Annotated in this window: 16 protein-coding genes; 10 read left to right on the top strand and 6 right to left on the bottom strand. The window is 69.3% G+C overall.

Features of this window, described 5'->3' with window-relative positions; translation table 11 throughout:
• Window positions 1-242: 242 nt before the first annotated feature.
• The 5 genes from FE811_RS09150 (at window position 243) to FE811_RS09130 (ending at window position 4902) form a co-directional block, all read left to right on the top strand.
• Window positions 243-551 (top strand): DUF485 domain-containing protein, encoded by a 309-nt coding sequence (locus FE811_RS09150; protein ID WP_036757705.1) that lies wholly within the window; start codon window positions 243-245, stop codon window positions 549-551.
• 26 nt (window positions 552-577) lie between these two features.
• Window positions 578-2263, top strand: coding sequence for a cation acetate symporter (locus FE811_RS09145; RefSeq protein WP_275600449.1), 1686 nt, complete (start codon window positions 578-580; stop codon window positions 2261-2263).
• Window positions 2264-2356: 93 nt separating this feature from the next.
• Complete coding sequence (locus FE811_RS09140; RefSeq protein WP_116220741.1) at window positions 2357-2728, top strand: response regulator transcription factor; 372 nt, start codon at window positions 2357-2359, stop codon at window positions 2726-2728.
• Window positions 2729-2782: 54 nt separating this feature from the next.
• A complete protein-coding gene (locus tag FE811_RS09135; RefSeq protein ID WP_255469699.1) occupies window positions 2783-3802 on the top strand; it encodes a bifunctional enoyl-CoA hydratase/phosphate acetyltransferase in 1020 nt (339 codons plus the stop codon).
• A complete protein-coding gene (locus FE811_RS09130; protein WP_072463679.1) occupies window positions 3799-4902 on the top strand; it encodes an acetate/propionate family kinase in 1104 nt (367 codons plus the stop codon). The genes FE811_RS09135 and FE811_RS09130 overlap by 4 nt, the downstream gene beginning before the upstream one ends.
• Here FE811_RS09130 and FE811_RS09125 read toward each other — a convergent pair.
• The 6 genes from FE811_RS09125 to FE811_RS09100 form a co-directional block, all read right to left on the bottom strand.
• Entirely contained in the window at window positions 4899-6665 is a 1767-nt protein-coding gene (locus FE811_RS09125) for an alpha/beta hydrolase (protein WP_116220742.1), read from the bottom strand. The two genes, FE811_RS09130 and FE811_RS09125, sit on opposite strands and share 4 nt — an antisense overlap.
• A 62-nt stretch (window positions 6666-6727) precedes the next feature.
• Window positions 6728-7711, bottom strand: a complete 984-nt coding sequence (locus FE811_RS09120; RefSeq protein ID WP_116220743.1) for a zinc-dependent alcohol dehydrogenase family protein — start codon at window positions 7709-7711, stop codon at window positions 6728-6730.
• Between the two features lie 100 nt (window positions 7712-7811).
• Window positions 7812-8585 carry a heme ABC transporter ATP-binding protein gene (locus FE811_RS09115; RefSeq protein ID WP_116220744.1) on the bottom strand — a complete coding sequence of 258 codons (774 nt, stop codon included), beginning with the start codon at window positions 8583-8585 and terminating at the stop codon, window positions 7812-7814.
• On the bottom strand, window positions 8582-9658 hold the full coding sequence (locus FE811_RS09110; RefSeq protein ID WP_116220745.1) for an iron ABC transporter permease: 1077 nt from the start codon (window positions 9656-9658) through the stop codon (window positions 8582-8584). Before FE811_RS09110 ends, FE811_RS09115 begins: the two co-directional genes overlap by 4 nt.
• Complete coding sequence (locus FE811_RS09105) at window positions 9658-10536, bottom strand: hemin ABC transporter substrate-binding protein (RefSeq protein ID WP_116220746.1); 879 nt, start codon at window positions 10534-10536, stop codon at window positions 9658-9660. Before FE811_RS09105 ends, FE811_RS09110 begins: the two co-directional genes overlap by 1 nt.
• The gene (locus FE811_RS09100) at window positions 10533-11573 is read right to left on the bottom strand and encodes a hemin-degrading factor (RefSeq protein WP_116220747.1); all 1041 of its coding nucleotides are present in this window, start codon (window positions 11571-11573) and stop codon (window positions 10533-10535) included. Before FE811_RS09100 ends, FE811_RS09105 begins: the two co-directional genes overlap by 4 nt.
• Before the next feature lie 148 nt (window positions 11574-11721).
• Between FE811_RS09100 and FE811_RS09095 the strand changes: the two genes are divergently transcribed.
• The 5 genes from FE811_RS09095 to FE811_RS09075 all read left to right on the top strand — a co-directional run bounded on the left by FE811_RS09095 (window position 11722) and on the right by FE811_RS09075 (window position 18336).
• The gene (locus FE811_RS09095) at window positions 11722-13776 is read left to right on the top strand and encodes a TonB-dependent receptor domain-containing protein (RefSeq protein WP_116220748.1); all 2055 of its coding nucleotides are present in this window, start codon (window positions 11722-11724) and stop codon (window positions 13774-13776) included.
• A gap of 411 nt (window positions 13777-14187) precedes the next feature.
• Complete coding sequence (gene ugpB / locus FE811_RS09090; protein ID WP_116220749.1) at window positions 14188-15483, top strand: sn-glycerol-3-phosphate ABC transporter substrate-binding protein UgpB; 1296 nt, start codon at window positions 14188-14190, stop codon at window positions 15481-15483.
• A 50-nt stretch (window positions 15484-15533) separates the two neighbouring features.
• Window positions 15534-16415, top strand: coding sequence for a sn-glycerol-3-phosphate ABC transporter permease UgpA (gene ugpA, locus FE811_RS09085; RefSeq protein ID WP_116220750.1), 882 nt, complete (start codon window positions 15534-15536; stop codon window positions 16413-16415).
• Window positions 16408-17271, top strand: a complete 864-nt coding sequence (gene ugpE, locus FE811_RS09080) for a sn-glycerol-3-phosphate ABC transporter permease UgpE (RefSeq protein WP_036757731.1) — start codon at window positions 16408-16410, stop codon at window positions 17269-17271. Before ugpA ends, ugpE begins: the two co-directional genes overlap by 8 nt.
• Window positions 17272-18336, top strand: coding sequence for a sn-glycerol-3-phosphate import ATP-binding protein UgpC (locus FE811_RS09075; RefSeq protein ID WP_116220751.1), 1065 nt, complete (start codon window positions 17272-17274; stop codon window positions 18334-18336).
• The last annotated feature ends 13 nt before the right edge of the window (window positions 18337-18349 follow it).

The following is an 18349-nucleotide window of genomic DNA, read 5'->3' as shown; positions in this document are numbered from 1 at the left end:
CGAACTGATCGAGAACCGGATGAACCGGCACTGACAGCCGCAGCGGGCCGGCGGCGGATCGCCGGCCCGGCATGGTGCAAGACGGACCGCCATGGGCGATGCGCGCCCATGGACCGGCCGCGGCATGGCCGGAGGAGCCTGCCGCCCGCCGAAAAGCCTTCCAGAAGAAGATCGTCTCGCCGGCATGGCGCCGGCGCGGCTGAAAAGACAGCATATCGTGGCAGTGGAGGAGCACGACCCCGATGCAAGACAACCTGGCCGAACGGATCGCCGCAGATCCGAACTATCAATTACTGAAAGCGAAACGATCCCGCTATGGCTGGATCCTGACGATCGCGATGCTCGTGGTCTATTACGGCTATATCCTGCTGATCGCCTTCGACAAGGAACTGCTCGCCTCGCGGATCGGCGACGGCGTCATGACCTGGGGCATCCCCCTGGGCTTCGGCGTGATCGTCTTTACCATCATCATCACCGGCGTCTACGTGCGCCGCGCGAACAGCGAGTTCGACGAGCTGAGCGAGAAGGTTCGCCGGGAGGCGCTGAAATGACCCACAAGATCCTGCGCAACGGCCTGATGGCCGCGGCCCTGGCCATGCCGGGCGCCGCCATGGCCGCCGACGTGATCCAGGGCGCCGAGAAACAGGCGACGAACTGGACCGCGATCACCATGTTCGCCGCCTTCGTGCTGGCGACGCTCTACATCACCAAATGGGCGGCGTCGCGGACCAAGTCGGCGGCGGATTTCTATACCGCGGGCGGCGGCATCACCGGCTTCCAGAACGGGCTTGCCATCGCCGGGGACTACATGTCGGCCGCCTCGTTCCTGGGGATCTCGGCCGCGGTGATGATCTCGGGCTATGACGGGCTGATCTATTCGATCGGCTTCCTGGTCGGCTGGCCGATCCTGACCTTCCTGATGGCAGAGCGGCTGCGCAACCTGGGTCGCTTCACCTTTGCCGACGTGGCGGCCTTCCGCTTTGCCCAGACCCCGGTGCGCATCTTTGCCGCCTCGGGCACGCTGGTCGTGGTGGCCTTCTACCTGATCGCGCAGATGGTGGGCGCGGGCTCGCTGATCCAGCTGCTGTTCGGCCTGGACTACTGGATCGCGGTGGTGATCGTCGGCGCGCTGATGATGATCTACGTGCTGTTCGGCGGCATGACCGCGACGACCTGGGTGCAGATCATCAAGGCCTGCCTGCTTCTGGGCGGCGCGACCTTCATGTCCTTCATGGTCATGTGGCACTATGGCTTCAGCCCCGAGGCGATGTTCGCCGATGCGGTCCGCGTCAAGGCCGATCTGGCCACCGCCGGCGGCAAGACCGCCGAGGAAGCCGCCGTCGCCGGCCAGTCGATCATGGGTCCGGGCACCTTCATCAAGGATCCGATCTCGGCCATCAGCTTCGGCATGGCGCTGATGTTCGGCACCGCCGGCCTGCCGCATATCCTGATGCGCTTCTTCACCGTGCCGAGCGCCAAGGAAGCGCGCAAGTCGGTGATGTGGGCGACCGGCTGGATCGGCTATTTCTACCTCCTGACCTTCATCATCGGCTTCGGCGCCATCACCTTCGTGCTGACCAACCCGGAATTCCTGGACGGCTCCGGCGCTCTGGTCGGCGGCAGCAACATGGCTGCGGTGCATCTGGCCAAGGCGGTGGGCGGCAACGTCTTCCTGGGCTTCATCTCGGCCGTGGCCTTTGCCACCATCCTGGCGGTGGTCGCCGGCCTGACGCTCTCGGGCGCCTCGGCGGTCAGCCACGACCTCTATGCGACCGTGATCAAGAACGGCAACCCCGCGCCGGGCAGCGAGCTGCGCGTGTCGCGCATCACCACGGTGGCCCTGGGCCTGGTGGCCGTGGTGCTGGGCATCGCCTTCAAGAACCAGAACATCGCCTTCATGGTGTCGCTGGCCTTCGCGGTGGCTGCCTCGGCCAACTTCCCGGTGCTGTTCATGTCGGTGCTGTGGAAGGATTGCACGACCAAGGGCGCCGTGGTCGGCGGCTTCCTGGGGCTGATCTCCTCGGTGGTGCTGACGGTGCTGTCGCCCTCGGTCTGGGAAGCCACGCTGGGCAACCCCGCCGGCTCGGCGCCCTTCCCCTATACCTCGCCGGCGCTGTTCTCGATGACCCTGGCCTTCCTGGGCATCTGGCTGGTGTCCAAGATGGACAACGGCACGCGGGCGCGCATCGACCGGGCCGGCTTCCTGGCCCAGCAGGTGCGCTCGGAAACCGGGATCGGCGCGGCGGAAGCCTCGTCGCACTGAAAACGCAGGCCCGCCCCCTTGGGGGCGGGCCATCGCCGTCCCGGAACCGACCCGCCTGGCCCGGCTTCGGTGTCCGATCCTTCGGAGGGGGTGATGGCCCATATCCTGATCGTCGAGGACGAGGACAATATCGCCGCCGCGCTGGAGTTCCTGCTGGCGCGGGCCGGCCACAGCTACAGGCGGATCGCCGGCGGCACCGCCGCGCTGGACGAGATCCGCACCAACCGCCCCGACCTGGTGCTGCTGGACATCATGCTGCCCGACATCTCGGGCTACCAGATCGTCGAGGCGCTGCGCGCCGACCCCGGCCTGCGTGACGTGCGGGTACTGCTGATGACCGCCCGCGGCTCGGTGGTGGAACGCCGCAAGGGGCTGGCGCTTGGCGCCGACGGCTTCATCGCCAAACCCTTCGAGCTGTCGGAACTGCGGGCCGAGATCGCCCGGCTTCTGGACCGCGCCGGCTGACCGCCGACGCCGGCCCCCGCGCCGGATCGTCGCAGCGGGCCGGCCTTTCCCGCGGTGCTTGCGGCGGGACGCCGCTTTTCCCTTGCCTCCCGCCGGCATATCGGGATCCTCGGGGGCGCGGGATCCGCGCCAGCACGGAGGATAGCGATGACCGACGCCTATCAAGCCATCATCGACCGCTGCGCCGGTTTGCCGCCGCTGCGCACCGCCGTGGTCCACCCGGTCAGCCATACCGTCTTCGACGCGGTGGAAGAGGCGCGCGCGGCCGGGCTGATCGAGCCGGTGCTGGTCGGCCCCGCCGCCCGCATCGCCGCCGCGCTGACCGAGGCGGGGCAGGCCCCCGACACCTATGAGATCGTGGATACCGAACACAGCCACGCCGCCGCCGCCCGCGCCGCGCAGATGGCCGCGACCGGCCAGGTCGGCGCGATCATGAAGGGCTCGCTGCATTCCGACGAGCTGCTGGGCGCGGTGATCCACCCGCAATGCGGGCTGCGCACCGAGCGGCGGATCAGCCACGCCTTCCTGATGCTGACCGAGGATTATCCGCGCCCCTTCATCATCACCGATGCGGCGGTCAACATCGCCCCCGACCTGATGGTCAAGGCCGACATCCTGCACAATGCCATCGTGCTCTGGCGCGTGCTGTGGGGGCCGGCCCGGCCCAAGGCCGCGATCCTTGCCGCGGTCGAGACGGTCAATCCCAAGATGCAGGCCACGCTGGACGCGGCGGCGCTGTGCAAGATGGCCGATCGCGGCCAGATCGAGGACGCCGATCTGGACGGGCCGCTGGCCTTCGACAATGCGATCAGCCCGGCGGCGGCGCGGGAAAAGGGCATCGTCTCGCCCGTGGCGGGGCAGGCCGACATCCTGCTGGTGCCCGATATCGAATCGGGCAACATGCTGGCCAAGCAGCTGGTTTTCATGGGCGGCGCCGATGCGGCGGGGATCGTGCTGGGTGCGCGGGTGCCGGTCGTCCTGACCAGCCGCGCCGATTCCGTGCGCGCCCGGATGCTGTCCACCGCGCTGGCCGTGCTGATGGCCGAGGCGCGCCGGCTGGGGCAGGTGAAATGACCCCGGCGATCCTGACGCTGAATGCCGGCTCGTCGAGCCTCAAGTTCCGGGTCTTCGCACGCGAGGGGCTGGCGCTTCTGGCGCGCGGCGCGGTCAGCCGGATCGGCGCGGATGCCGAGCTGGCGGCCCGGCTGGCCGGCGGGCCCGAGTTCCGCGGCCCGGTCGCGGGCGGCGATCATGCCGCCGCCATGCAGGCCGTGCTGGATTTCATCGACGCCCATGACGAGGGCTGGCGGATCGAGGCGGTGGCGCATCGCATCGTCCATGGCGGCACGCGCTATGTCCGCTCGACCCCGGTCACGCCGCAGGTGCTGGAGGATCTGGCGGCGCTGATCCCGCTGGCGCCGCTGCACCAGCCGCACGGGCTGGCCGCCATCGCCGCCGCCCGCCGGCTGGTGGGCGACGAGGTGCCGAACCTTGCCTGTTTCGACACCGCCTTCCATGCCGGGCGGGATGCCCTTTTCACCCATTTCGCCCTGCCCGAGCCGCTGTTCGAACAGGGCGTGCGCCGCTATGGCTTTCACGGCCTGTCCTATCAATGGCTGGCGCAGGTGCTGGCGCGCGACCATCCCGACCTGCACCGGGGCCGCGTGGTCGCCGCGCATCTGGGCAATGGCGCCAGCCTTTGCGCCATGCATCAGGGGCGCAGCGTCGATACCACCATGGGCATGACCGCGGTGGACGGCATTCCCATGGGCACGCGCTCGGGCGCCGTCGACCCCGGCGCGATCCTGTTGATGCAGCGCAGCTTCGGCATGACGCCCGAAGAGATCGAGGATCTGATCTATAACCGCTCGGGCCTTCTGGGCATGTCGGGCAAGTCGAACGATGTGGCGGCGCTGCTGGCGGATGGCTCGGCGCAGTCGCGTTTCGCGCTGGACTATTTCGCGCTCAGATGCGCGCAGGCGGCGGCGGCCATGGCGGTCTCGCTGGGCGGCATCGACGCCATGGTCTTCACCGGCGGCATCGGCGAGAACGCCGCCCCGGTGCGCGAGGCGATCCTGCGCCGCATGGCGCCCCTGGGCGATTTCGCGACCCTTATCATTCCCGCCAACGAAGAGCGGATGATGGCGATGGAGGCGGCCGCCCTGCTGGCCTAGCGCTGGCGGACATAGCTGCCGGGCGCGTCCTCCAGCACCGGATAGCCCGCGGCGGCCGCGCCCATGCCCGGCGGCGCCACCCGCTCGGCCGCGGAATGCCGCGCCAGCCAGTCGGTCCAGGCCGGCCACCAGCAGCCCTCGCGCAGCGCGGCGGCGTGCAGCCAGTCGTCGGGCGGCAGGCAGGTGCCGTCCCGCCCGCGGGTGGCGATGCGGTGATGGCCGGGCCCGGCCGGATCCAGGATGATCCCCGCCAGGTGGTCCCGGTCGCCCAGCACGAAGGTCAGCTCGGCATCGCTGAGGCAGTGCAGCCGATAGACCGAGCGCCAGGGGGCGACGTAATCCTCTTCGGTGCCGACGGCAAAGACCGGCGCGCGGATGTTGCGCAGCGCCACGGGCCGGCCGTCGGTCAGCAGCCGGTCGCCGGCCAGCGCGTTTTCCAGGTAGAAGCGGCGCAGGTATTCGCCCTGCATGCGATAGGGCATCCGGGTCGAATCGCTGCTCCAGGCCAGCATGTCGGTCATCGGCTCGCGCTCGCCCATCAGATAGGCGCGCACCATGCGCGACCAGATCAGGTCGTTCGAGCGCAGGAAGCGGAAGGCGCCCAGCATCTGTTCGGCCGTCAGGTAGCCGCGTTGCCGCATCGCGCTTTCCAGGCTGTTGAGCTGGTCGTGGTCGATGAACAGCCCCAGCTCGCCCGGCTCGGCGAAATCCGTCTGCGCCGCCAGCAACGAGACGCTGGCCAGCCGGTCGTCCCGCGCCCCGCCCATGGCCGCCGCCGCGATGGCCAGCAGCGTGCCGCCCAGGCAATAGCCCGCCGCATGGATGCCCCGCCCCGGCAGGATGGCCGCGATCGCATCCACCGCCGCCATCACCCCCAGGCTGCGGTAATCCTCCAGCGTCAGGTCGCGGTCCTCGGCCGTGGGATTGCGCCATGAGATGCAGAAGACCGTGTGCCCGGCGCCGACCAGATGCCGGACCAGCGAGTTTTCCGGCGAAAGGTCGAGGATGTAGTATTTCATGATCCAGGCCGGGACCAGCAGCACCGGCTCGGCCAGCACGGTGTCGGTCGCGGGGGCGTATTGGATCAGCTCGATCAGATGGTTGCGATAGACCACCTTGCCGGGGCTTGCCGCGACCTCGTGGCCGACGCGGAACTGCTCGGCCCCGACCGGGGGCTTGCCGGCGGCCAGCCGGGCCATGTCCTCGGCCCAGTTGCGCATGCCCACCCATTGGTTCAGCCCGCCGGTCTGCAGGGTGCGGGCGATCACCTCGGGATTGGTGAAGGGCAGGTTCGCCGGCGAGGCCATGTCGAGCCATTGCTGCACCATCGCTGACAGCAGGTTCTGGCGATGCGGATCGACGCCGGGCACGTCGCGCGTCGCCTCCTGCCACCATTGCCGCGCCAGCAGGAAGCCCTGGGCCCAGAGGCTGAAGGGCGGGTTCTGCCAGGCCGCGGCGGCAAAGCGGCGGTCCTGCGGGGGCGGCCGGATCACCGGCTCGGCCGCCGGATCGGCGGCGAGCGCCGCGGCATGGGCCAGCAGCGCCGCCGTCTCGCGCGCGGCCTTGTCGGCCAGCTCCAGCCGCTTGCCCGGCGCGGCGGCCAGGTGCGCCGACCAGTCCATCAGCGCCATGCCGAGCGCCAGCGGCGAGACGCCGGTGCCGAAGCCGGCGGCCATCGCCTCGCGCAGCCGGTCGATGGCGCGAAAGGGGCCGGCATCGGTCGGGACGGGGCCGGTTGCAAGGGTATTCGCCGTTTCCTTCATGGCAGCAGATCCCGGTCGGAAAGAGAGGGGCTGGCCGGGCGCGGCCGCGCCCGGCGGGCGGCTCAGGGCACCAGCACGGCCGCGCCGTCGAAGCGGCCGGCGCGCAGGTCGTCCAGCGCGCGATTGGCCTCGCGCAGCGGATAGGTCGTGGTTTCGGTGGCGATGCCGATGCGGGGCGCCAGCGACAGGAAGTCCAGCCCGTCCTGCCGCGTCAGGTTGGCGACCGAGGCGATCTGGCGTTCGTGCCAGAGCAGCGCATAGGGAAAGGCGGGGATGTCGCTCATGTGGATGCCGGCGCAGACCACGCGGCCGCCCTTGCGCACCGCCTTCAGCGCCGCCGGCACCAGCTCGCCCACCGGGGCGAAGATGATCGCTGCATCCAGCGGCTCGGGCGGGGGCTGGTCCGAGCCGCCGGCCCAGACCGCGCCCAGCCGGCGCGCGAAATTCTGCGAGCGCAGGTCGCCGGGGCGGGTGAAGGCATGGACCGCGCGGCCCTGCCACGCCGCCACCTGCGCGATGATATGGGCGGCCGCGCCAAAGCCGTAAAGCCCCAGCCGCGGCGCCTTGCCCGCGATCACCAGCGCGCGCCAGCCGATCAGCCCGGCGCAAAGCAGGGGCGCCAGCGCCACGTCCTCGCCGGCCTCGCCCAGGGGAAAGGCGAAACGCGCGTCGGCGATCGCCGCGGTCGCATAGCCGCCGTCCCGCGTGTAGCCGGTAAAGCCCGGCGCGTCGCACAGGTTCTCGCGCCCGTCGCGGCAATAGGGGCAGGCACCGCAGGCGTGGCCCAGCCAGGGGATGCCGACCCGCTGGCCCAGGGCAAGGCCGGCAACGCCGGGGCCGAGCGCCTCGATCCGGCCGACGATCTCGTGTCCGGGGATGATCGGCAGCACCGGGTCGGGCAATTCGCCGTCGACCACGTGCAGGTCGGTGCGGCAGACCCCGCAGGCCAGGACGCGGACCCGGATCTCGCCCGGACCGGGGTCACGGTCGGGCAGTTCGGTCCAGACCAGCGGCGCGCCGATCCTGTGCAGCAGCATGGCATGCATCGGGCATCTCTCAACAGCGGGGTCATGTCCAATATGCGGATGCCGGGGCGGGCTTGTAAATGGGCGCGGCCTTTGGTCGCGGGCCTTTCGGCCCGGCCGGTCACGCCGCCGCGTGCGGCAGCACCCAGATGCCGCTGTCGGGCACGGCATTGACGCGCAGCCGGCAGCCATAGGCGCTGGACAGCGCCTCGTCGGTCAAGACCTCGTCGGGGCGGCCCTGGCACAGGACGCGGCCGCCGCTCATCAGCACCAGCTTTTGCGCGAAAAGCGCGGTCAGGTTCAGGTCGTGCATGACCGCGACCACGCCGCCGCCGGCCCTGGCGTAATCGGCGGCCAGCCGCATCACCGTCAGCTGATGGGCGATGTCGAGGCTGCTGACCGGCTCGTCCAGCATCAGCCAGCGCGGGCCGTCCGCGTCCAGCGGCTGCCAGACCTGCGCCAGGACGCGGGCCAGCTGCACCCGCTGCTGCTCGCCCCCCGAAAGCTCCTGGTAGAGACGGCCGGAAAAGCCCGGCAGATCGACCGCCGCCAGTGCCGCCGGCACCAGCGCATCGGCGCGCTCGCCGCGGGCCTCGACGCCGATGCGCACCACCTCGGCCACGGTAAAGGGGAATGACAGGGCGGCGGCCTGCGGCAGCACGGCACGGCGCCGGGCCAGTTCCTCGGGCGACAGGGCGGCGATGTCGTGCCCGTTCAGGATGACGGCCCCGCGGCAGGCGAGTTCCCCGGTCAGGCTGCGCATCAGCGTGGTCTTGCCCGAGCCGTTCGGCCCGACGATGGCGGTGATCTCGCCCGCCCGCGCCTCGACCGAGACGCCGTGCAGGATCTGCTTGCGGCCAAGGCTGACCTGGATGTCGCTGGCGATCAGGCTCACAGGTCCAGCACCCCGCGGTTGCGCAGAAGGATCCACAGGAAGAACGGCCCGCCCATGACGGCGGTGACGATGCCGATGGGCAGCTCGGCCGGGGCGATCACCGTGCGGCTGACCATGTCGGCCAGCAGCAGCGTCACCGCGCCCAGAAGCGCCGAGTTGACCAGCAGCCAGCGGTGGTCCGGCCCGCTGGCCAGCCGCAACAGATGCGGCACGACGATGCCGACGAAGCCGATCCCGCCCGAGACCGCGACCGCGGCGCCGGTGGCCGCGGCGACGGTCAGGATGGCGCGGTTCTTGACCTTCTGCACGCGGATGCCGACATGGCCGGCCGCCGCCTCTCCCAGCGCCAGCGCATTGAGTCCGCGCGCGAGCCAGGGGGCGTAGAGCAGGGCCAGCGCCATGATCGGCGCCCCGGCCAGCAGCTTGGGCCAGTTCGCCCCGGCCAGCGAGCCGAGGCCCCAGAATGTCAGGTCGCGCAGCTCGCGGTCGTTGGCGCGCAGGATCGCCAGCCCGGCCAGCGCCCCCATGATCGCGGCCAGCGCGATGCCGGCCAGCAGCATGGTCGCGACCGAGGTGCGCCCGCGCCGGGTGGCGATGCGGTAAAGCGCCATGGTGGTCAGCCAGCCGCCGGCAAAGGCGGCGACCGGGACCAGATACCAGCCGAAGAACGCCGCCACCCAGCCGGGCAGCGCGCCGCCCAGCACGATGGCCAGGATCGCCCCCAGCGAGGCGCCGGAACTGACGCCGACGATGCCCGGATCGGCCAGCGGGTTGCGGAACAGCCCCTGCATCACCGCGCCCGAGACCGCCAGCGAGGCGCCGACGAAGATGCCCATCAGCACCCGCGGCAGCCGGATGTCCAGCAGCACCACCCGGTCCTGCACCGCGAGTTCGCGCCCCGCCAGCAGGTCCGAGAGCGCGCGGGCCAGCGACGTCCCCGAGGCGCCCCAGCCCAGCGAGATCACCGCGACCGCCGCCAGCAGCAGCGCCAGGAACAGCCCCAGGCGCCGCGCGCGATGGCTGCGGTCGCCTTCCAGCCGTCCGGGGCGAAGGTCGGGCGTCGCGGCCACCATCACGACCCCGCGTATATCAGGTCGTGCAGCTCGACCGCCGCCTCGCCGGTGCGGGGACCGAACCCCAGGAGCTTCAGCCCGTCCATCATCACCACCGCGCCCGCGCGGCCCGCCGGGGTCTGGGCCAGCGCCGGCATGGCCAGCACCGCCTCTTTCGCCGCGGTGTGGCTGCTGCCGCCATTGGCCTGCGCATCCGCCTGTTCGTCGCCGCGGCGCATCATCAGGATGACGTCGGGCGCGGCCCCGATCACCGCCTCGTCGGTGACGGGCTTGTAGCCCTCGACGCCCTGCAAGGCGTTCTGCGCCCCGGCCAGGCGGATGATGCCGTCCGCCGCGGTGTCCGCGCCGGCGGCCATGACCCGCCCGCCTTGCAGCGACAGCACGAACAGCACCTTTTTCGGCTCGCCCGCCACCGCTTGCGCCCGGCCGAGCGCCGCTTGCAGGTCGGCCGCCAGCTTGTCGTGCAGGGCGCGGCCCTTGTCCGGCACGCCAAGCGCCTCGGCCACCGCATCGACCTTGTCCAGCACGCCCTCGGCGTCATAGCGCTCGTCCACGCTGACGAAGGCCACGCCGGCCGATTGCAGCACCGAGACCGCCTCGGGCGGGCCCGCGCCCTCTTCGGCGATGATCAGGTCGGGCGAGACCGACAGCACCCCTTCGGGCGACAGCGCGCGGACATAGCCGACATCGGGCAGGGCATTGGCCTGGGGCGGCCAGTTCGAGGTGGTGTCGCGGCCGATCAGCCGCGCCTCTTCCCCCAGTGCATAGACGATTTCCGTCACCGAGCCGCCCAGCGACAGCACGCGCCGGGCCTCGGGGTGGCCTTCCGCGCCGGCCGGGCCGGCCAGCAGGACCAGGGCAAGCGCCAGCCGTTTCATTCCGCCGCCTCGGCCAGCGCCGGCAGGCCGGCGACCAGCGCCGCCCATTGTTCGGCATTACCGCCCTTTTCCGGGCGCAACCCGAAGCATTGGAAGATCAGCGCCCCCTCGGCATCGAAGGCCTCGACCGAGATCGCCGGGCCACGCTTGGTGGGCTTGTCCACCGCCCAGACCTCGGCGACGTGGTCGCCGCGCAGGTGCAGGTTGAAGCGCGGGTCCATGACGTTCAGCCACGGCCCCATGGGCCTCAGCGAATGGATCTTGCCGGAATGGATCTCGATGCAGCCCATGTTGCCGACGAAGAACATAACCCCCGCGCCATCGGCATGGACGCGCTCCAGCAGCGCCGGCACCGCCTCGACCGCCAGCGGCCGCACCAGCGGCGCGCCGGCGATGCGATAGGCGCCCAGCCGGTTCATCTTGAGCCGGCGGATCAGGATATTGAACTGATGCGTGTCGGTCATGTCGGCCCATTCCCGGCGCAGCGCATCGGCGCGCTCGGCGCCGGCCCTGGGCGGCTCGACCGGCGCACGCGGCTCGAAGCGGGCGGTGTCGGACTGGTCCGCCAGCGCCAGGTCGCGACGCAGCGCCCCCCAGGCTGCCAGGTCCGAGCCCTCGCGCAGGTGGATCTTGTGGACCGCGTCGCCCGCCGCGTCGAAGACCTGGACCGAGCGGCGGGTGCCGCTCTCGGCCTGCTGCTCGACGGCGAAGGCATGGACCCAATGGCGGGGAAAGATGCGCAGGTCGATCTCGGGGTCCACGGTCATGGCGGCATGCTCGCCGTCGTGGAAATCGTTGTAGGTGCCGACCTTCTCGATCACGCAAGAGCGGTTGCGGGTCAGCGCCATGACCTCGCCCAGGGCCTGCACCTGCGGGATCAGCCGGCCGGGCAGGGCGTCGATGCGGGTCGCGCCATGGCCGACCCGCGCCGCGACCAGCGCCGCCTCGGGGACGCCCAGCCGCTCGGCCAGGTCAAAGGGACGGCCGCCGTCCTCGGCCAGGATGCGGCGCAGCTCTGCGGGGGAATGGTCGGTCATCGCGGTGCCTTTCGCTGCTGTTGCATGCCCGGTTCGGACCGGGAAGATGCAAGGAATCATTGACAGTTTTACTAAGAATATTTTAACCGGCGCAAGATGCCAGCCCCGTGGCCAGCCGTAAACTTCACGACATGACGACGGGGATCACATGCCACGCCATCCGATTCGCGGCGCGCTTCTGGCCGGAAGTGCCTGCACCCTTCTCTTTTCCGCTCCGCTGCTGGCGCAGGAACGCGCCGAGGCCCAGTCCGCGCAGACCGCCTATGTGCTGGACCAGATCGTGCTGCGCGCCGGCAAGCCCAAGGTGGCTTCCGAGGTGCCGCAATCGGTTTCCGTGGTCGACGGCCAGCAGCTTCAGGACATCGACCCCGGCCATATCGGCGAGGTGCTGGCGACCGTGCCCGGCGTCGCCGGCGTCGGCTCGGGCAGCTTCTTCGGGCAGGGGTTCAACATCCGCGGCTTCGGCGCCAGCGAGCAGGCGGCGTCCGAGGCGGGCATCGTGCAGCTGCTCGACGGCGAAAAGAAGTTCTACGAATCCTATCGCCAGGGCGCGCTGTTCGTGGAACCGGACTTCCTGCGCCAGGTCGAGGTGCTGCGCGGTCCCGGCTCGTCCACGCTTTACGGCGCCGGCGCGCTTGGCGGCGTGATCGCCATGGAGACCATCGAGCCGGGCGACCTGATCGCCGAGGGCCAGACCTTCGGCGGCCGGACCAAGCTGGGCTATGCCAGCAATCCCGACACGGTGCTGGGCAGCATCGCGCTTGGCTGGCGGCCGAGCCATGACTTCGAGGCGCTGGCGGCGCTGGCCTGGCGCAAGCTGGGCGATACCAAGGATGCGGACGGCAACACCACGATCCGCTCGAACTCCAAGACGCCGAACCTGCTGCTGAAGGCAAGAAAGAGCTTCGGCGACCATTATGTCGCCCTGTCCTATCAGCACCTGGAGGCCAAGGGCGAGGACCAGGATTTCGACCAGCTGAACGGGGCGCAAAGGGATCTGTTCTATCCCGGCTTTTCCTGGGGCGTGGGCGACATCACCACGCGCGACCAGACGGCCAGGCTGACCTGGGGCTGGAACCCGCAGGACAACCGCTATGTCGATCTGACGGCGACGCTGTCCTATACCAACACCATGAAGGAGGTGCAGCAGGGCGACGACCCCGCCGAGCCGATCATGGCGTCCTTGCTGGGCCGGCGCGACTACCGGCTGTGGAAGTTCCGGCTACAGAACGCCGCCGACCTGTCTGGCGCCGGCTATGACCACCACCTGACCGCGGGGATGGAACTGTCCCGGCAGGACCGTTCCTCGCGCGTGCCCTCGTCCTCGCATCCCGAGGGGATCACCCGGTTCTGGTCCGCCTTTGCGCTGTCCGAGGTGACGTGGGGCGACCTGACCGTGAACACCGGCCTGCGCTATGACCGCCAGCGCATCGAGCCCAAGGCATCGGTGACGGCCACCGACGACCGCTACAGTTCGGATTCCTTCGAGCCGCAGCTGGCCGCGATCTGGCGGCTGGACGACAACTGGTCGGTCTTCGGCTCGGCCGCCTTCGTGAACCGGATGCCCACGGCGGACGAGCTGTTCGATACCTATATGGGCGGCGCGCCCTCGCCCGACCTGAAGGACGAAAAGGGCAAGAACCTGGAGGCCGGCGTCTCCTATCGCGGCTCGGGCATCTTTGCCGAGGGCGACGAGGCAGTGATGAAGCTGACGCTGTTCCGCAACCATATCGACGACATGATCGTGCGCACCGGGGCGGCGGCGCCCACGCCCGCCTATGTCAATATCGACCGCGCCTATCTGCGCGGCGGCGAGCTGGAGGCGACCTACAGCATCGACGCCTTCGAACTGGGCGCCGCGGTCTCGGTCGTCGATGGCAAGGACCAGGACGGCACGGTGCTGGACACGCTGCCCAACGACCGCGTGACCTTGCAGGCGATCTGGCAGGCCAGCGACGCCTGGCGGCTGGGCCTGCGCAGCACCCTGGCCAAGGGCCGCGACAAGGCGGATGGCGAACATCGCGCCGGCTACGGCGTGCATGACGTCTTTGCCACCTGGGCGCCGCAAGCCGGGGCGGCGGCGGGGATCGAGGTCCACCTCGGCGTCGACAACCTTACCGACCGCGACTATACGCCCGCCTCCTGGCTCAGCGGCCCGGCGCCGGGGCGGAACTTCAAGCTGTCGGTCTCGCGCAGCTTCTGACGGGGCTTTCGGGCAGTCACCGGAACGGCCGGCCCTGGTGGCCGGCCGATTTCATGCCCCGCACCGGCTGCGGCCGTCCATGCGACCCTGCCAACCCCCGGCGGTTTACGCGACGGAACCGGCGCCGTCCTCTTGCTGCCGACAAGGGGCGGGCGGTCGGAAATCACCTCAAGAGATGGATTTTACCCATTGCTGTCATTGGATTTTCACAAACCCATGCCACAGAGCCGGAGTTTCCGGCGCGGTGCTTGCCTGCCGCCTGCCATACCAAACCGACCAGTTGCGAATTGACACCCCGGCCCCCGGCAGGTGACAAATCCGCACAGGGAGGCGGATGGCGCATGGCGGGCCCTGGCCCAGCTGCTGCCGTCCGGGAACGATGACGCCGCAAGGCACGACTCGGAGGATACCATGCAGAAAACCCCATTCTGGCTTGCAGGGCTGATGGCGCTGCCCGTCGCGGCCGAGGCCAAGACCGAAATCTCGTGGTGGCACGCCATGACCGGCGCCAATGCCGAGGTGGTGACCAAGATCGCCGGCGATTTCAACGCAAGCCAGGCCGATTACGAACTCAAGCCCGTCTTCAAGGGCACCTATCCCGAAACCCTGAACGCCGGCATCGCCGCCTTCCGCGCGGGCCAGGCCCCCGACATCATCCAGGTCTTCGACGTCGGCACCGGCGTCATGATGGGCGCGCAGGGCGCCATCAAGCCGGTGGCCGAGGTGCTGCAGGAAGGCGGCTACGAATTCGACAAGAGCCAGTATCTGCCCGGCATCGTCGGCTATTACTCGACGCCCGAGGGGGACATGCTGTCCTTCCCCTACAACTCCTCCTCGCCGATCCTGTATTACAACAAGGACATCTTCGAAAAGGCGGGGCTGGACGTCGAGAACCCGCCCAAGACCTGGGCCGAGGTCTGGGCCGCCGCGCGCAAGATCAAGGAATCGGGGGCGGCGACCTGCGGCTATACCTCGACCTGGCTGACCTGGATCCATACCGAGAACTTCGCCGCCTGGAACGATGTCAGCTGGGGCACGAACGAGAACGGCCTGGCCGGCACGCCCGAGCTGAAGATCGACGGGCCCCTGTTCGTCAAGCATTTCCAGGAGCTGGCGGACCTGGCGAAAGAGGGCGTCTTCGTCTATGGCGGCCGCACCAGCGAGGCCAAGCAGAACTTCACCTCGGGCGAATGCGGCATCCTGACCGAAAGCTCGGGCGGGCTTGGCGACATCGTCAAGTCGGGCATGAACTACGGCATCGGCCAGCTGCCCTATGACGAGACCGCCGAGGGCGCGCCGCAGAACACCACGCCGGGCGGCGCCTCGCTCTGGGTGATGGGCGGCAAGTCGGACGAGACCTACAAGGGCGTCGCCGCCTTCTTCAACTATCTGTCCCAGACCGAGGTGCAGCAATACCTGCACGAGCAATCGGGCTATCTGCCGGTGACGATGGCGGCCTACGAGGCGACCAAGGGCTCGGATTTCTACCAGCAGAACCCCGGCCGCGAGACGCCGATCCTGCAGATGATGGGCAAGCAGCCGACCGAGAACTCCAAGGGCGTGCGCGCGCCGAACCTGCCGCAGCTGCGCGACATCCAGAACGAGGAGTATGAAAAGATGCTGGCCGGCCAGCAGGATGCGGCCACGGCGCTGAAGAACGCCGCCGAGCGCGGCAATGCCGCCATCCGCGAGGCCGCCGGCGGCTGAGGCCAAGGGGCGGGCGTTCCGGCGCCCGCCCGATGCGACAAGGGGGACGGATGAGACGCACGGTCTTTCCGCACAAGCTGCTGCCCTGGCTGTTGCTGGCGCCGCAGCTGGCGATCACGCTGATCTTCTTCTACTGGCCGGCGGCGCAGGCCTTTCGCCAGTCGGTGCTGCGCGAGGATGCCTTTGGCCTGAAGACGACCTTCGTCGGGCTGGCGAATTTCCGCAAGGTGCTGGGCGATCCGAACTACCTGAACTCGGTCCGGGTGACGGTGGTGTTTTCGGTGCTGGTCGCCTTTTGCGCCATGGCGATCGCGCTGTTCCTGGCGGTGCAGGCGGAAAAGATCATCCGCGGCAAGGGGTTCTATCGCACGCTGATGATCTGGCCCTATGCGGTGGCGCCCGCCATCGCCGGCATGCTGTGGCTGTTCATGTTCAACCCCAGCTTCGGCACGCTGGCCTGGCCGCTGCGGCAGATGGGCATCTACTGGAACCCGCTGCTGGACGGCGAGCAGGCGATGGCGCTGGTGGTCGCGGCCGCGACATGGAAGCAGATCAGCTACAACTTCCTGTTCTTCGTCGCCGGCCTGCAGGCGATCCCCCGCTCGCTGCTGGAGGCGGCGGCCATCGACGGCGCCTCGCGCCGCCATGCCTTCTGGACCATCACCTTCCCGCTGCTGGCGCCGACGACCTTCTTCCTGCTGGTGGTGAACACGGTCTATGCGCTGTTCGACACCTTCGGCATCATCCATGCCGTGACCGGCGGCGGCCCCGGCAAGGCGACCGAGACGCTGGTCTACAAGGTCTATAACGACGGCTTCGTGAACCTGATCATGGGCGACAGCGCCGCGCAATCGGTGATCCTGATGATCATCGTGATCGCGCTGACCGCCTTCCAGTTCCGCTTCATCGAAAGGAGGGTGCATTATGGCTGAACCCTCCCCCCTGGCCGCGCGCGGCGCCGGGCGGCTGCTGGCGCATCTGTGGATGGTGCTGGGCGTGATCGTGGTGGCCTTCCCGGTCTATTACGTCTTCGTCGCCTCGACCCATTCGGTGCAGACCATCCTGCGCCCGCCGCTGCCCCTGCTGCCCGGACCCGAGGCGGCGCGGAACTATTCCGACGCCTTCTCGGGCGGGATCAGCCGCATCGGCGGGGTCAGCCTGTGGCGGCTTCTGGCCAATACCACCATCGTCGCCATGGGCATCGCGCTGGGAAAGATCGCGATCTCGATGGCCTCGGCCTATGCCATCGTCTTTTTCCGCTTTCCGCTGCGCATGGCCTGCTTCTGGCTGATCTTCATCACCCTGATGCTGCCGGTCGAGGTGCGCATCCAGCCGACCTACAAGGTCATGGTCGACCTGGGCCTGATCGACACCTATCCGGGGCTGATCCTGCCGCTGATCGCCTCGGCCACCGCGACGCTTCTGTTCCGGCAGTTCTTCATGACCATCCCGGACGAGCTGCTGGAGGCGGCGCGGGTCGACGGCGCCGGGCCCTGGCGGTTCTTCAAGGACATCCTGTGGCCGCTGTCGCTGACCAATGTGGCGGCGATCTTCGTGATCCAGTTCATCTATGGCTGGACGCAATACCTGTGGCCGCTGCTGGTCACCAATTCCAACGAAATGAACACCATCGTCATCGCGCTGAAGAAGATGATCTCCTTTGCCGATGCCGATACGCCCTGGAACCTCGTGATGGTCACAAGCGTGCTGGCCATCCTGCCGCCGATCCTGGTGGTGGTGCTGATGCAGCGCTGGTTCGTCAAGGGCCTGGTCGAGACGGAGAAATAGATGGCCCGCATCCTGCTCAACGACGTCCGCAAGAGCTATGCGGGAAACCAGGTCATCCACGGCATCACCATGGAGATCGCCGACGGCGAATTCGTGGTGATCGTCGGGCCGTCCGGCTGCGGCAAGTCCACGCTCCTGCGCATGGTGGCGGGGCTCGAGGCGATCAGCGCCGGCACGGTCGAGATCGGCGGCAAGGTGGTCAACGACCTTGAGCCGCGCCAGCGCGACATCGCCATGGTGTTCCAGAACTATGCGCTTTATCCGCATATGTCGGTGCGCGAGAACATGGCCTACGGGCTCAAGATCGCGAAGCTCCCGAAAGCCGAGATCGAGGCCCGCGTCGCCAAGGCCGCGACCATGCTGGAGCTGGAGCCCTATCTGGACCGCAAGCCGCGCGCGCTGTCGGGTGGCCAGCGCCAGCGCGTCGCCATGGGCCGGGCGCTGGTGCGCGAGCCCGCCGCGCTGCTTCTGGACGAGCCGCTGTCGAATCTCGACGCCAAGCTGCGGGTGCAGATGCGCCTGCAGATCAAGGAGATGCACCTGCGCACCGGCCAGACCACGCTTTACGTCACCCATGACCAGGTCGAGGCGATGACGCTGGCCGACCGGCTGATCGTGATGAACAAGGGCGTGGCCGAACAGATCGCGACGCCGCTCGAGGTCTATCAGCGACCGGCCAGCGAATTCGTGGCCGGCTTCATCGGCTCGCCGGCGATGAACATCTTCACCGTCTCGGCGGCCGAGGGGCGGGCCACGCTGCCCGGCGGGGCGGTGCTGCCGCTGCCGGGCCTGCCGCGCGGCGGCGATCTGCGGCTTGGCCTGCGCCCCGAGCATCTGCGGCCCGCCGCGCCGGGCGAGGCGGCGATCCCGGTCGTGCTGCGCTCGGTCGAAAGGCTGGGCGCCGATGCCTTCGGCTATGGCATGATCGAGGGCTCGGACGTGCCCCTGGTGCTGCGCCTGCCCGGCACCAGCGGGCTGGCGCGCGGCGACCGGGTCGAGGTGGCGCCCGATCCGGGGCACCTGCATTTCTTCGATGCGCAAGACGGCCGGCGCATCGAGGGCTGAACCGGGCTGAACC

It is taken from the genome of Paracoccus sp. FO-3 (assembly GCF_006386455.1).
GTDB lineage: Bacteria > Pseudomonadota > Alphaproteobacteria > Rhodobacterales > Rhodobacteraceae > Paracoccus > Paracoccus versutus.
The sequence above is the reverse complement of the archived record's forward strand: the minus strand, read 5'-3'. Positions and strand labels throughout refer to the sequence as shown.

Coding starts and splice junctions, on each gene's coding strand:
- FE811_RS09150 (WP_036757705.1), top strand. CDS start 243: ATGCAAGACAACCTGGCCGAACGGATCGCCGCAGATCCGAACTATCAA.
- FE811_RS09145 (WP_275600449.1), top strand. CDS start 578: ATGGCCGCGGCCCTGGCCATGCCGGGCGCCGCCATGGCCGCCGACGTG.
- FE811_RS09140 (WP_116220741.1), top strand. CDS start 2,357: ATGGCCCATATCCTGATCGTCGAGGACGAGGACAATATCGCCGCCGCG.
- FE811_RS09130 (WP_072463679.1), top strand. CDS start 3,799: ATGACCCCGGCGATCCTGACGCTGAATGCCGGCTCGTCGAGCCTCAAG.
- FE811_RS09125 (WP_116220742.1), bottom strand. CDS start 6,665: ATGAAGGAAACGGCGAATACCCTTGCAACCGGCCCCGTCCCGACCGAT.
- FE811_RS09120 (WP_116220743.1), bottom strand. CDS start 7,711: ATGCATGCCATGCTGCTGCACAGGATCGGCGCGCCGCTGGTCTGGACC.
- FE811_RS09110 (WP_116220745.1), bottom strand. CDS start 9,658: ATGGTGGCCGCGACGCCCGACCTTCGCCCCGGACGGCTGGAAGGCGAC.
- FE811_RS09105 (WP_116220746.1), bottom strand. CDS start 10,536: ATGAAACGGCTGGCGCTTGCCCTGGTCCTGCTGGCCGGCCCGGCCGGC.
- FE811_RS09100 (WP_116220747.1), bottom strand. CDS start 11,573: ATGACCGACCATTCCCCCGCAGAGCTGCGCCGCATCCTGGCCGAGGAC.
- FE811_RS09095 (WP_116220748.1), top strand. CDS start 11,722: ATGCCACGCCATCCGATTCGCGGCGCGCTTCTGGCCGGAAGTGCCTGC.
- ugpB (WP_116220749.1), top strand. CDS start 14,188: ATGCAGAAAACCCCATTCTGGCTTGCAGGGCTGATGGCGCTGCCCGTC.
- ugpA (WP_116220750.1), top strand. CDS start 15,534: ATGAGACGCACGGTCTTTCCGCACAAGCTGCTGCCCTGGCTGTTGCTG.
- ugpE (WP_036757731.1), top strand. CDS start 16,408: ATGGCTGAACCCTCCCCCCTGGCCGCGCGCGGCGCCGGGCGGCTGCTG.
- FE811_RS09075 (WP_116220751.1), top strand. CDS start 17,272: ATGGCCCGCATCCTGCTCAACGACGTCCGCAAGAGCTATGCGGGAAAC.